Genomic DNA, 13,515 nt, shown 5'->3' on the forward strand with positions numbered 1-13,515 from the left:
TGACCAGCCTACCGGCCGTGGCGGGGGCCGCCGACCACCGTGTCGGGGCGGCGGCCGCCGCGGCCGGTCAGTTCGGCCTCGCCATGGCCTTGACGAAGGCGCGCTCGACGTCGGCGGCGGACAGGACGCCGTAGATCTCTCCGGAGGTCTCGACGACGAGGTACTCGGTGGCGGGGGTGGAGCGGAGCCGGTCGAGGAGTTCCTCGCCGGCCAGCTCCGCCGGGATGCGCATGCCTTCGGTGATGTCGTGGGCGAGGCCGCTGACGGCGACCCAGGGGCGGCGGTGCTCGGGGACGCCGACGATCGCGGCCTCGCGGACCACCGACAGCGGGTCGCCGTCGGCGTCGACGACGACCAGGGCGCGGGCGCCCGCCGCGTTGGCGCGGCGCAGGGCCTCGGAGAGCGGGGTGTCGGTCTCCACGGGCACGGCGCGCCGGGTGAGCGCGCGGGCGCGCAGTTCGGGCAGGTGCTCGCGCAGGCGGGCCATGCGCAGGCTGTTGCCGGCGCCCGTCCAGATGATGGCGGCCAGGATCGCGGCGAGCAGGGCGTCGGTGACGGTGTCCATGCCGCCGATGTCCTGGGTGTCGCCGCCGAGGGCGCCGGAGTGGTTGAGGATCGGCAGACCGACGAGCACGGAGATGGCGAGCGCGCGGCCGACCCAGGCGGCGGCGATGGTGCCGCTCATGGGCTTGCCGGTGATCTTCCAGACGACGGCGCGGAGCATGCGGCCGCCGTCGAGCGGGAGGCCGGGCAGGAGGTTGAAGGCGGCGACGATGAGGTTGGAGATCATCAGTCCGGCGAGCAGTACGCCCGGTACGGTGCCGGGCTCGACCGCTTGCATGCCCGCGTAGAAGAGGCCCGCGAGGACGAGGGAGAGCAGCGGTCCGACGAAGGCGAGCACGAACTCGCGTCCCGGGGTCTCGCTCTCCTTCTCGATCTCGCTGACGCCGCCGAAGAACTGGAGCTGGATGCGGCGCACCGGCAGTTTGAACCGCAGCGCGGCGACGGTGTGGGCCAGCTCGTGCACGAGCACGGAGGCGTAGAAGGCGACCGCGAAGAACAGTGACACGAGATAGCGGACGCCGCCCAGCTCGGGCAGCACGCGGTCGAGCTGCCCGCCGAACACCCAGGTGATCAGCGCGGCGACCAGGAACCAGCTCGGCGCGACGTACACGGGCACGCCGAAGGGCCGCCCCATGAGCAGACCGCCGCCGGGGTTCTTGGGCTCTTCCTTGATGGGCTCACCGGAGTGGTGGGCGTGGGCGCGCACGGGCGGGGCGGTCTCGGGGCGCTCCGCGGCGCCGTCTCCGTCCGTGGGGTGCTCTTTGCGTACGGAGACGGGGGTGCCGACGCGTGCGGGCGCGGCGTCGTCCGCGGGGGCTGTGGGCGTGCCCGGCGTCGCGCCGGGGTCTTCGCCGGCGCCGCGGTCGGGTTCGGGGCTCTTTGGGCTTGTCGTGCTTGCCGCGCTTGTCGTGCTTGATTGGCTTTCAGAGGGGCGGGGGTCGTCGTCGGTGCGCTGGTCGGGCGCGGGCCGGGACGTGCCGGGCGGCGCGTCCTCCGCCCGGGCGGGCGCGTGCTCGGACTGCGGCCTGCCGCTGCCGCCGCTTTCGTCCACGATGTCCCCTCGTTCGAAGCGTCCCCCGCTCCTGCCTGTCGCGCGGTACACGCACGATCATGCAGGGCGAGAGGGTCTGTCGTCGATGGTATGCGGCCGTTGTCAGTGGCGGGTCGTAGGGTCTGTCCTCATGGAAACCAGGACCGACGACGTCAAGGTGGCCGCGCGCCCGGCCTCCCTGTCGCCCTCGCGCGCGAGCGACTTCATGCAGTGCCCGCTGCTGTATCGCTTCCGGGTGATCGACAAGCTCCCGGAGAAGCCGAGCGAGGCCGCGACACGGGGCACGTTGGTCCACGCTGTCCTGGAGAGACTCTTCGACGCGCCCGCGACGGAGCGCACGGCGCCCCGGGCCAAGGCGCTCGTCCCCGGCCAGTGGGACCGCCTGCGCGAGGCCAAGCCGGAGCTGGCCGAGCTGTTCGCCGACGACGGCGCGGGCGAGCGCGTGGCCCAGTGGCTCGCCGACGCGGAGAAGCTGGTCGAGCGGTGGTTCACGCTGGAGGACCCCACGCGCCTGGAGCCCGCCGAGCGGGAGCTGTTCGTGGAGGCCGAGCTGGCCTCGGGCCTGAAGCTGCGCGGCATCATCGACCGGGTCGACGTCGCCCCCACCGGCGAGGTCCGCATCGTCGACTACAAGACCGGCAAGGCCCCCCGCCCCGAGTACGCGGAGGGCGCCCTGTTCCAGATGAAGTTCTACGCCCTCGTGGTGTGGCGCCTGAAGGGCCTGATCCCGCGCCGCCTCCAGCTCGTCTATCTCGGCAGCGGCGACGTGATCACGTACGACCCGGTCCAGGCGGACCTGGAGCGGGTCGAGCGCAAGCTGCTCGCGCTGTGGGAGGCCATCGTCCTCGCGACGGAGACGGGCGAGTGGCGGCCGCGCCCGACGAAGCTGTGCGGCTGGTGCGACCACCAGGCGGTCTGTCCGGAATTCGGCGGCACTCCCCCGCCGTATCCGCTTCCGGTGAGGGCGCCGGAGTCGGGCGCCGACGAGCAGGGCAGAATGGGCCCGGGCTAGGCGAAGGAGAGTTACGTGGCCATCCGCGTCCTATTGGTCGACGACCAGCCGCTGCTGCGCACGGGTTTCCGGATGATTCTGGAGGCCGAGCAGGACATCGCGGTCGTCGGCGAGGCCGGAGACGGCCTGCAGGCTCTGGATCAGGTGCGGGCGCTGCAGCCCGACGTGGTCCTCATGGATATCCGTATGCCCCGGATGGACGGGGTCGAGGCCACCCGGCAGATCACCGGACCCGGCCGGGACGGTCCGGCGAAGGTGCTCGTCCTGACCACCTTCGACCTCGATGAGTACGTGGTGGAGGCGCTGCGCGCGGGAGCCAGCGGGTTCCTGCTGAAGGACGCGCCGGCGAACGAGCTGGTGCAGGCCATCCGCGTGGTCGCCGCGGGCGAGGCGATGCTCGCGCCGAGCATCACGCGGCGGCTGCTCGACAAGTACGCGGGGCATCTGCCGTCCGGCGACGAGCCCGTGCCCGACACGCTGCACACGCTGACCGAGCGTGAGGTCGAGGTCCTGAAGCTGGTGGCGCGCGGCCTGTCCAACGCGGAGATCGCCGCGGACCTGTTCGTCAGCGAGACCACGGTGAAGACGCACGTGGGGCACGTCCTGACGAAGCTCGGCCTGCGCGACCGGGTGCAGGCGGCGGTGTACGCGTACGAGAGCGGGCTGGTCCGGCCCGGCGCGCAGTAGCCCAGCTGCCCACAGCGGGGACCAGACAACAGGAGGGGCGGTATCCCGTGCGGGATACCGCCCCTCCTTGCGTGCTCGGCCCGTGGCGGGCGTCAGCCCTTGCTGATCTCCCAGAAGCGGAACACCGTCGACGCGTCCAGGCAGTTCTCCAGGCCGTAGACGTTCTCGCGGGCGACCGCGTACTGCTTGGCCTGCCAGACCGGGATGATCGGAAGCTCGTCGGCGACTATGTCCTGGAGCTTGCCGTAGTCCGTGTCGGTCGAGGTGCGGTCGCTCTGCGCGGCCGTGTTCGGGATGATCTTCCCGGTGATGGCGTCGTTCTTGTAGTGGTTCAGCAGGACGTTGTCCTTGCCGAAGAACGGCTGCGTGAAGTTGTCCGGGTCCGGGTAGTCCGGCACCCAGCCCTTGACGTAGACGCCGTACTTCCCGGCCTTGATGTCCTTCTCGTACTGCTCGAACTCGACGGACTTCACGTCGACCTCGAACAGGCCGCTGGCGTTGAGCTGCTTGGCTATCGCGCGCAGCTCGTCGTCGGTGTTGGGGCCGTAGCGGGACGGCGTGGACCACAGCGTCAGCTTGGCCTTGCCGTTGACTCCGGCCTCGCGCAGCGCGGAGACGGCCTTGTCGCGCTGCGGGCGGGCGCCGTAGGTGTCGAAGAAGGCGGTGTTGTGGCCGCCGATGCCGGCTGGGACGATCGAGTACAGCGGCGTGGCCGTGCCCTGGTACACCTCGTCGACGAGCGCCTCACGGTCGAGCAGGTAGGCGAAGGCCTTGCGGACCCCGGCCTTGCCGGCCATCGGGTCCTTCATGTTGAAGACCAGGTGCTGCACCTCGGCGCTGGTGCCCTCGACGACCTCCATCTTCTGATCGGAGGTGTTCTTCTCGATGTCGTCGATGTCCCCGGCGGCCAGGCCTCGGTAGGCGACGTCGACCTCGTGGTCGGTGATCGCCTTCTTCAGGCCCTTGCGGTCGCCGTGGAAGAAGCGCAGGGTCACGCCGTCGTTGCGGGTCTTGGCGGTGCCCTTGTACCCGGAGTTGACGGAGAAGTCCGCCTCGTCCTTGTCGAACGAGTCGAGCTTGTACGGCCCGGAGCCCACGGCCTCGCTGTCCGTGCGGAGCTTGTCCTTGGGGTACTCGCGGTGGTCGACGATGGAGCCGGCACCGGAGGCGATCTTGCTGGGGAAGGTCGCGTCGGGGGACTTCAGCTTGAACACGACCGTCTTGGCGTCCGGCGTCTCGACCTTGTCGAGCATCGCGAACATGGGCGCGGGGCCCGCGTCGTCGTTGATCTTCAGCACGCGGTCGAAGGAGTACTTGACGTCCTTCGAGGTGAGCTCGTTGCCGTTGCTGAACTTCAGGCCGTCCCGCAGCGTGCAGGTGAAGACCTTGGTCTGCTGGTCGGTGAAGCCGCACTTGCGGGCGGCCTCGGGCTCCGGCTCGGTGGCCCCCTTGGGGAAGCTCAGGAGCGATTGGAAGACGTTGTTGAACAGCAGCCATGAGCCCGGGTCGTAGCCGGCAGCGGGGTCGGTGGCGAGGACGTCGTCGGACATCCCCACCACCACGGAGTCGCTGTCCGAGGCGGAACCGCCGGACTCCGATCCGCAGCCGGTCAGCAGGGTCGCGGCCAGGCCCGAGGTAAGGGGCAGGGCCAGCCACTGGTTGCGCATTTTCACTTGCGTGCCTTGTCGTTGTTGCGTACTCGGGTGCGGCGCCGGTCAGTCGCTCACACCGCGGGCGAGCTCCCACAGCTGCAGGTTCGAAGCGGAGTTGAGAGCCCACTCGACACCCGTGATGTCGTCACGGGCGGCGATGTACTGCTTGCCCTGCCACAGCGGGAGCACCGGGACGTCCTCGGCGACGATGTCCTGGATCTTCTCGATGCTCTTGCTCGCGCTGAGGCGGTCGGCCTCGCGGCGGGAGGTGGGGATCAGTTCGTCGTTGATGGTGCTGTTGCGGTAGGGCGAGCCGAGGAAGTTGTCCTCGTCGAGGAACGGCGCGAGGAAGTTGTCGGCGTCGGGGAAGTCCGGGAACCAGCCCATGCCGTACACGTCGTACTTGCCCTCGCGCTCCGCCGGGCGGAAGGTGTTCCAGATCTCGCCCTTGATCTTCACGTTGAAGAGTCCGCTGGCGTTCAGCTGCTGCTGAAGCGTCTCGAACTCCTTCTTCGTGGCGGGGCCGTAGTGGTCGGTGGTGTAGTGCATCGTCAGCTTGACGGGCTTGTTGATGCCCGCGTCGCCGAGGATCGACTTGGCCTTCTTCGGGTCCGGCTGCTCGTACTTGTTGAAGAACGAGTTGGAGTGGCCCGTGATGGTGGTCGGCACCAGCGAGTACAGCGGGTCGGCCGTCGCGCCGTAGACGCCGCTCGCGAGCGCGCCGCGGTCGACGATCTGCGCCATGGCCTGGCGGACGGCCTTGTCCTTGACGGTCGGCGCGTTCGTGTTGAAGGCGAGGTAGCGGATCTCCAGGCCGGGCATCTCGACGAGGTCGATGTCCTTGCCGGGGCTCTCGTCGAGCTTCTTGATCTGCTGCGGCGACATGGTGCGGGTCATCAGGTCGATGTCGCCGCTGTCGAGCGCCTTGCCCATGCCGTTGGCGTTCACGAAGGTGCGCAGCTCGACCTTGTCGTTCTCCGGCGTGAACGAACCCTTGTAGTTGGGGTTCTTGGAGAACACCGCCTTGACGAGCTGGTCGCCCTTCACTTCCTGCTTGACGGTGTAGGGCCCGGAGCCGTCCACCTCGAAGCCGTCACGCAGCTTCTTCTTGCTGTAGTGATCGGAGCTGATGATGCCCGCGGTCGGCGTGGCGAGCTTGTACGGGAACGTCGCGTCCGGGCTCTTGAGGTGGAAGACGATGCCGCGGTCGCCCTGGACCTCGATGGTCTCCACGTTCGCCACCAGGCCGTTGGAGCCGGACGGGTTGGCCATCTTCATGTCGCGGACGCGCTCGATGGAGAACTTCACATCGGCGGCGGTCAGCGCCTTGCCGTCGGCGAACTTCAGGTCCTTGCGCAGGGTGCAGGCGTACCGCTCGTTGCCGGTGTCGGTGAAGCCGCACTTCTGCGCGGCCTCCGGCTCCGGCTCGCCGCCCCCGCGCGGCAGTGCCATGAGGGTCTGCAGCGTCTGCCGCAGCACGTTCCAGGTTCCGGCGTCGTAGGAGTACGCCGGGTCGAAGGGAGCCGGGACCTCCTTCGATACGGCGAACCGGTCCGTGGTGCCCACCGCGATGGGGCCGTCGCCGTCCCCGCTGCCCGAACCGCCACACGCGGCGAGCGTGGGGGCGAGCAGACCTATGAGGGCCGGCAGCACCAAAGTCTTGCGGTTCATGCTGGACGTTCTCCAGAGCTCTTGGTCCCGTGTTTTCCGGCAACGGCGGGGTGGGGTTGATGGGGCACGGGGGGGGTGGGGCGATGTTCTCGCGACGAGATTAGTCCGCACCACCAGGGGCGCTGGAGGAGACCGGAGTTGGGGTTCCATCACGCAGTGATACGGGGCGTGGACACACCGATAACCCGACACCGGAAGGTTTCGTGCACGGGCGGCCCAATCGGGACACAAGGGCATGACCCCTTGTGGGGGTAAGGGCTCTCCTGCACAGGATCGAATACCTGTCGACCCTCTTCGACGTGGGAAACGTCACACTTTCAACTTGCCGTGGGGCCAGGGCATTTCGGCCACCACAGGCCGGTTCAGGCGCCCATCAGGCCGTGCAGGAAGCGCAGGTCGACGTGTTCGAGGGAGGACACGACGGTGCGGCCCGCGGCCGGGGCGATGGGCGCGACGGACGGCACGGCCACCACGCGGCAGCCCGCGGCCTCGGCGGCGGCCACTCCGGTCGCGGTGTCCTCGATGACGGCGCAGCGGGCCGGGTCGGCGCCCAGGCGGGAGGCGGCAAGGAGATAGGGGTCGGGGTGCGGCTTGGTGCGGGGCACCTCGTCGCCCGCCACCGTCAGCTGGAAGTGGTGGGCGCCGATGGAGTTCAGGACGCGGTCGATGATGCGCCGGTGCGAGGCCGAGACGAGTGCCGTCGGCACCTCGTGGACGGCGAGTTCGGCGAGGAGTCTCGCGGCGCCCGGCATCAGGGGCAGGGCGCGGCCGATGCGGTCCTCGAAGCCGTCGTTGAGCAGGACGGTCAGTTCGGGGACCGTGATGTCGGCGCCGGTGGCCTCGATGAGGAAGCCCGCGCTGCGGGTCATGGGCCCGCCGACCACGACGTCCTTCCAGGACTCGTCGAGCGCGTGCCCGAGCGCGGCGAAGACCTCCACCTCGGCGTCCCACCAGAAGCCCTCGGTGTCGACGAGCGTTCCGTCCATGTCGAGGAGAACGGCCTGCAGGGCGGAGCCTTCGGCCGTTCGGGTACCGAGCGCGGGAACCGTACTGGTCACGGGCACACCTCCATGAAGGGACGAGAAGGCCGGCCCCCCGAGGGGGACCGGCCTGAGCTGGACAGACCAGTGTACGACTGCCCGGATCAAAGCGCTGCTGGATATCGCCGCGACCGCGGCGGCCGACTCAGCGGGCGACTCAGCGGGCGTTGAAGTACTTGGCTTCCGGGTGGTGGATCACGATCGCGTCCGTGGACTGTTCGGGGTGGAGCTGGAACTCCTCCGAGAGTTCGACGCCGATGCGCTCCGGGCGCAGGAGTTCGGCGATCTTGGCGCGGTCCTCCAGGTCGGGGCAGGCGCCGTAGCCGAGGGAGAAGCGGGCGCCGCGGTACTTGAGGGCGAACATGTCCTCGACGTCGGCCGGGTCCTCGCCGGCGAAGCCGAGTTCGGAACGCACGCGCGCGTGCCAGTACTCGGCGAGCGCCTCCGCCAACTGCACGGACAGGCCGTGCAGTTCGAGGTAGTCGCGGTAGGCGTCGGCGGCGAACATCTCGGCGGTGGCCTCGCCGATCTTCGAGCCGACGGTGACGACCTGCAGGCCCACCACGTCCCGCTCCCCCGACTCCTCGGGGCGGAAGAAGTCCGCGAGGCAGAGGCGCCGGCCGCGGCGCTGGCGCGGGAAGGAGAAGCGGGTGCGCTCGTTGCCCTGCTCGTCCAGGATGATCAGGTCGTCACCCTTGGACACGCACGGGAAGTAGCCGTAGACGACGGCGGCTTCGAGGAGGTTCTTGGTCTGGAGGTCGTCGAGGAGGCCGCGCAGGCGCGGGCGGCCCTCGGTCTCGACCAGTTCCTCGTACGTCGGCCCGTCGCCGACGCGGGCCTGCTTCAGGCCCCACTGGCCCTTGAACAGGGCGCCCTCGTCCAGCCAGGAGGCGTACTCCTTGAGCTGGATGCCCTTGATGACGCGGGTGCCCCAGAACGGCGGCGTGGGCACGGGGTTGTCGACGGCGACGTCGGAGCGGGCCGGACCCTCGGGCTCCTTGACGGCCACCGCGGGCGTGTCCCGCTTGGGCACGCGGCGCTGCTTGAGCTCGGGCAGGGTGGCGCCGGGGACGCCCCGCTTGACCGCGATCAGGGCGTCCATCAGGCGCAGGCCCTCGAACGCGTCGCGGGCGTAGCGGACTTCGCCCTCGTAGATCTCGTGCAGGTCCTGCTCGACGTACGCCCGGGTGAGGGCGGCGCCGCCGAGGATGACCGGGTAGTCGGCGGCCATCTGGCGCTGGTTGAGCTCCTCCAGGTTCTCCTTCATGATCACGGTCGACTTGACCAGGAGTCCTGACATGCCGATGACGTCGGCGCGGTGTTCCTGCGCGGCGTCGAGGATCGCGGCGACAGGCTGCTTGATGCCCAGGTTGACGACGTTGTAGCCGTTGTTGGACAGGATGATGTCGACGAGGTTCTTGCCGATGTCGTGGACGTCGCCGCGCACGGTGGCGAGGACGATGGTGCCCTTGCCCTCGGCGTCGGACTTCTCCATGTGCGGCTCCAGGTGGGCGACCGCGGTCTTCATGACCTCGGCGGACTGGAGCACGAACGGCAGTTGCATCTGGCCGGAGCCGAAGAGCTCGCCGACGACCTTCATGCCCTCCAGGAGCGTGTCGTTGACGATGGCCAGGGCGGGGCGCTCGACGAGCGCCTCGTCGAGGTCGGCCTCCAGGCCGTTCTTCTCGCCGTCGATGATGCGGCGCTGCAGCCGCTCGTCAAGCGGCAGGGCGAGGAGTTCCTCGGCCTTGCCCGCCTTCATGGACTTCATGTTGACGCCCTCGAAGAGCTCCATGAGCTTCTGCAGGGGGTCGTAGCCCTCTTCGCGGCGGTCGTAGATCAGGTCGTGGGCGACCTTGACCTGCTCCTCCTCCAGGCGGGCGATCGGCAGGATCTTGGAGGCGTGCACGATGGCGGAGTCCAGGCCCGCCTTGACGCACTCGTCCAGGAAGACGGAGTTGAGGACGACGCGGGCGGCCGGGTTGAGGCCGAAGGAGATGTTGGACAGGCCGAGCGTGGTCTGTACGTCGGGGTGGCGCCGCTTCAGCTCGCGGATCGCCTCGATGGTGGCGATGCCGTCCTTGCGGGACTCCTCCTGACCGGTGCAGATGGTGAAGGTCAGGGTGTCGATGAGGATGTCCGACTCGTGGATGCCCCAGTTGGTCGTCAGGTCCTCGATGAGGCGCTCGGCGATGGCGACCTTGTTCTCGACGGTGCGGGCCTGGCCCTCCTCGTCGATGGTCAGGGCGATCAGCGCGGCGCCGTGCTCCTGGGCGAGCGCGGTGACCTTCGCGAAGCGGGACTCGGGGCCGTCGCCGTCCTCGTAGTTGACGGAGTTGATGACCGCGCGGCCGCCCAGCTTCTCCAGTCCTGCCTGGATGACGGGCACCTCGGTGGAGTCCAGGACGATGGGCAGCGTGGAGGCGGTGGCGAAGCGTCCGGCGAGCTCCTGCATGTCGGCGACGCCGTCCCGGCCGACGTAGTCGACGCACAGGTCGAGCATGTGCGCGCCCTCACGGATCTGGTCGCGAGCCATCTCCACGCAGTCGTCCCAGCGGGCGTCCAGCATGGCCTCGCGGAACTTCTTCGAGCCGTTGGCGTTCGTACGCTCGCCGATGGCCATGTACGAGGTGTCCTGGCGGAACGGCACGGTCTGGTAGAGCGAGGCGGCGCCCGGCTCGGGGCGCGGGTCGCGCGGGGTCGGGGTGAGGCCGCGGACGCGCTCGACGACCTGGCGCAGGTGCTCGGGCGTGGTGCCGCAGCAGCCGCCGACCAGGGACAGGCCGTACTCGCGTACGAAGGTCTCCTGGGCGTCGGCCAGCTCGGGGGCGGTCAGCGGGTAGTGCGCGCCGTCCTTGCCGAGGACGGGCAGACCGGCGTTGGGCATGCAGAGGATCGGGACGCGGGAGTGCCGGGCGAGGTAGCGCAGGTGCTCGCTCATCTCGGCAGGGCCTGTCGCGCAGTTCAGGCCGATCATGTCGATGCCCAGCGGCTCCAGGGCGGTGAGCGCGGCGCCGATCTCCGAGCCGAGCAGCATGGTGCCAGTCGTCTCGACGGTGACGGAGCAGATCAGGGGAACGTTCGAGCCGATGGCGTCCAGGGCGCGGCGGGCGCCGAGCAGGGCCGCCTTGGTCTGGAGCAGGTCCTGCGTGGTCTCCACCAGGAGCGCGTCGGCGCCGCCCGCGATCATGCCTTCGGCGTTCTGCTGGTAGGCGTCGCGCAGGAGGGTGTACGGGGCGTGGCCGAGGGTGGGCAGCTTGGTGCCCGGGCCCATGGAGCCGAGCACCCAGCGCTGCTGGCCCGTGGAGACGGTGAACTCGTCGGCGACCTCGCGGGCGATGCGGGCGCCGGACTCGGAGAGCTCGAAGACGCGCTCGGGGATGTCGTACTCACCGAGGGCCGCGTGGTTCGCGCCGAAGGTGTTCGTCTCCACGCAGTCGACGCCCGCGGCGAAGTACTCGCGGTGCACGGAGGCCACGATGTCGGGGCGGGTGACGTTGAGGATCTCGTTGCAGCCCTCGAGGTTCTCGAAGTCCTCGAGGCTGGGGTCCTGTGCCTGCAGCATGGTGCCCATCGCGCCGTCGGCGACCACTACACGGGTCGCCAGTGCTTCGCGGAGGGCGTCGGCCCGGCTTCCGGCGGAGGACTCCGCTGCGGAATCGGATGAGGGGGTCGGCGACGAGGCCATGAATGAGCTCCCTGGAGTGCGACGGCTGTCGGCTTTGCGGGTTCCTCAGGGACCCGCACTCGGCCAGGGTAGCCGGGACCCCCCTCCGGCGGTGAGAGCGTCCCAGCGGGCGGACGCGCAGATGGGTGGCCGGAAGTCGTCGTACGGCCGTACGGGACGGGAAACGCCGCGTACGCACCCTTAGCCAGAGGTCGGCAACGACCGATAGTGTTCAGCATTGTCGAACGGTGAAGACGTTCTTGAGTTCGCTGCGGACTGTGTGCGCGGCACGGGATGGAGGACAGGGCTGCGATGGCACGCAACATCCAGTCGCTCGAGCGGGCCGCCGCGATGCTGCGGCTGCTCGCGGGCGGCGAGCGCCGACTCGGCCTCTCGGACATCGCCTCGGCCCTCGGGCTCGCCAAGGGCACGGCCCACGGCATCCTGCGCACCCTGCAGGCGGAGGGCTTCGTCGAGCAGGACGCGGCGTCCGGGCGCTATCAGCTCGGCGCGGAGCTTCTGCGGCTCGGCAACAGCTATCTGGACGTGCACGAGCTGCGCGCCCGCGCGCTGGTGTGGACCGACGACCTGGCCCGCTCCAGCGGCGAGAGCGTGTACCTGGGCGTGCTGCACCAGCAGGGCGTGCTGATCGTGCACCACGTCTTCCGGCCCGACGACAGCCGGCAGGTCCTGGAGGTCGGCGCCATGCAGCCGCTGCACTCCACGGCGCTCGGCAAGGTCCTCGCCGCGTACGACCCGGTGGCGCACAGCGAGGCCCTGGAGGCCGAGCGGACGGCGTTCACGGACCGCACTACGTGTGACACGGCGTCCTTCGAAGCCGTCCTCGATCTCACGCGCGCGCGGGGGTACGCGACCGACGCGGAGGAGACGTGGGAGGGCATCGCGTCCGTGGCCGCGCCCATTCACGACCGGCGGCGGATGCCGGTGGGCGCGGTGGGCATCACGGGGGCCGTGGAGCGGGTGTGCCCCTCGGGCGAGATGCGGTCCGAGCTGATCGCGGCGGTGCGGGACTGCGCGCGGGCGGTGTCCCGGGATCTCGGCGCCAGCAGGTTCTGACCTGGGCCCCCGGCCCTGATCCGCGCGTTTCTGGTTGCGGCACCGGCGATAGCCCAGAACGATCAATAACGATCGTGTTTTCAATAACAGAAGTCTTGACGTGTTGGTAACCCCACGGTCAGACTCGCGTCCACCGGTCGGCATTGTCGAACACCTAACGGCATTACGCGTTACAGTGGGGCAAGCCAGGGCCGGCAACGCCCTCACCTGAGGGCGCGGACCACCGGAGGGACCCGGGGTTCGCCTTTCCCTGGACGAAGGACAAAGGAGTCGCGGGTGTCCAGCTCCGACATCTTCATCGGCGAGACCATCGGTACCGCCGTGCTCATCCTGCTCGGCGGTGGCGTGTGCGCCGCCGTCACGCTCAAGCGCTCGAAGGCCAAGGACGCGGGCTGGCTCGCCATCACCTTCGGGTGGGGCTTCGCGGTCCTGACCGGCGCCTATCTGGCCGGCGGCGTCTCGGGCGCCCACCTGAACCCGGCGGTCACCATCGGCCTCGCGGTGGACGGCGGCACCAAGTGGAGCGACGTGCCGATCTACCTCGGCTCGCAGCTGCTCGGCGCGATGATCGGCGCGGTCCTCGTGTGGGCCACGTACTACGGCCAGTTCCAGGCCCACCTCACGGACCCGGAGATCATCAACGCCAAGTCCGGCGACGAGGGCATGGTCGACCTGAAGGCCGCGCCCAAGGCCGGCCCCGTGCTCGGCATCTTCTCCACCGGTCCGGAGATCCGGAACGTCGCCCAGAACCTGGTCACCGAGGTCATCGCCACGACCGTGCTCGTCCTGGCGATCCTCACGCAGGGCCTCAACGACGGCGGCAACGGCCTCGGCGTCCTCGGCGCCCTGATCACCGCGCTCGTCGTGGTCGGCATCGGCCTCTCGCTCGGCGGCCCCACGGGCTACGCCATCAACCCGGTCCGTGACCTCGGCCCGCGCGTAGTCCACTCGCTGCTCCCGCTCCCCAACAAGGGTGGCTCGGACTGGTCGTACGCGTGGATTCCCGTCGTCGGACCGCTGATCGGCGGCACGCTCGCCGCATTCATCTTCAAGCTGTTCTGAGCGACCCCGCCGACCACCACACGCACTTCAGG

9 protein-coding genes are annotated in these 13,515 nt (G+C 69.6%); 4 read left to right on the forward strand and 5 right to left on the reverse strand.

From position 1 onward, the window contains the following. Window positions 1–67: 67 nt before the first annotated feature. Window positions 68–1,615: a site-2 protease family protein gene (locus IEY91_RS26865; protein WP_189175963.1), complete on the reverse strand. Its 1,548-nt coding sequence runs from the start codon at window positions 1,613–1,615 to the stop codon at window positions 68–70. 130 nt (window positions 1,616–1,745) lie between these two features. Between IEY91_RS26865 and IEY91_RS26870 the strand changes: the two genes are divergently transcribed. Together IEY91_RS26870 and IEY91_RS26875 are read left to right on the forward strand one after the other, a co-directional pair. After that, complete coding sequence (locus IEY91_RS26870) at window positions 1,746–2,627, forward strand: RecB family exonuclease (protein ID WP_164326280.1); 882 nt, start codon at window positions 1,746–1,748, stop codon at window positions 2,625–2,627. 15 nt (window positions 2,628–2,642) lie between these two features. Beyond that, window positions 2,643–3,314, forward strand: coding sequence for a response regulator (locus tag IEY91_RS26875; RefSeq protein WP_016639462.1), 672 nt, complete (start codon window positions 2,643–2,645; stop codon window positions 3,312–3,314). A gap of 92 nt (window positions 3,315–3,406) precedes the next feature. Here the strand turns inward: IEY91_RS26875 and IEY91_RS26880 are convergent, their stop codons facing one another. From IEY91_RS26880 to metH, 4 genes are all read right to left on the reverse strand, one after another. Beyond that, window positions 3,407–4,987, reverse strand: coding sequence for an ABC transporter substrate-binding protein (locus IEY91_RS26880; RefSeq protein WP_164326279.1), 1,581 nt, complete (start codon window positions 4,985–4,987; stop codon window positions 3,407–3,409). 42 nt (window positions 4,988–5,029) lie between these two features. Continuing rightward, window positions 5,030–6,637 carry an ABC transporter substrate-binding protein gene (locus IEY91_RS26885; RefSeq protein WP_189175964.1) on the reverse strand — a complete coding sequence of 536 codons (1,608 nt, stop codon included), beginning with the start codon at window positions 6,635–6,637 and terminating at the stop codon, window positions 5,030–5,032. A gap of 362 nt (window positions 6,638–6,999) precedes the next feature. After that, window positions 7,000–7,695 carry an HAD family hydrolase gene (locus tag IEY91_RS26890; protein WP_164326277.1) on the reverse strand — a complete coding sequence of 232 codons (696 nt, stop codon included), beginning with the start codon at window positions 7,693–7,695 and terminating at the stop codon, window positions 7,000–7,002. Window positions 7,696–7,834: 139 nt separating this feature from the next. Further along, window positions 7,835–11,365 carry a methionine synthase gene (metH, locus tag IEY91_RS26895; protein ID WP_164326276.1) on the reverse strand — a complete coding sequence of 1,177 codons (3,531 nt, stop codon included), beginning with the start codon at window positions 11,363–11,365 and terminating at the stop codon, window positions 7,835–7,837. A gap of 291 nt (window positions 11,366–11,656) precedes the next feature. Between metH and IEY91_RS26900 the strand changes: the two genes are divergently transcribed. Next, window positions 11,657–12,421: an IclR family transcriptional regulator gene (locus IEY91_RS26900; RefSeq protein ID WP_164326275.1), complete on the forward strand. Its 765-nt coding sequence runs from the start codon at window positions 11,657–11,659 to the stop codon at window positions 12,419–12,421. A 276-nt stretch (window positions 12,422–12,697) separates the two neighbouring features. Next, window positions 12,698–13,483, forward strand: a complete 786-nt coding sequence (locus IEY91_RS26905; RefSeq protein WP_164326274.1) for an MIP/aquaporin family protein — start codon at window positions 12,698–12,700, stop codon at window positions 13,481–13,483. Window positions 13,484–13,515: the final 32 nt, after the last annotated feature.

This window comes from Streptomyces lasiicapitis (genome assembly GCF_014646335.1).
Taxonomy (GTDB): Bacteria; Actinomycetota; Actinomycetes; order Streptomycetales; family Streptomycetaceae; genus Streptomyces; species Streptomyces lasiicapitis.

Excerpts from the sequence above, each read along its gene's own strand:
- metH (WP_164326276.1), bottom strand. The coding sequence starts at position 11,365 with ATGGCCTCGTCGCCGACCCCCTCATCCGATTCCGCAGCGGAGTCCTCC.
- IEY91_RS26900 (WP_164326275.1), top strand. The coding sequence starts at position 11,657 with ATGGCACGCAACATCCAGTCGCTCGAGCGGGCCGCCGCGATGCTGCGG.
- IEY91_RS26885 (WP_189175964.1), bottom strand. The coding sequence starts at position 6,637 with ATGAACCGCAAGACTTTGGTGCTGCCGGCCCTCATAGGTCTGCTCGCC.
- IEY91_RS26870 (WP_164326280.1), top strand. The coding sequence starts at position 1,746 with ATGGAAACCAGGACCGACGACGTCAAGGTGGCCGCGCGCCCGGCCTCC.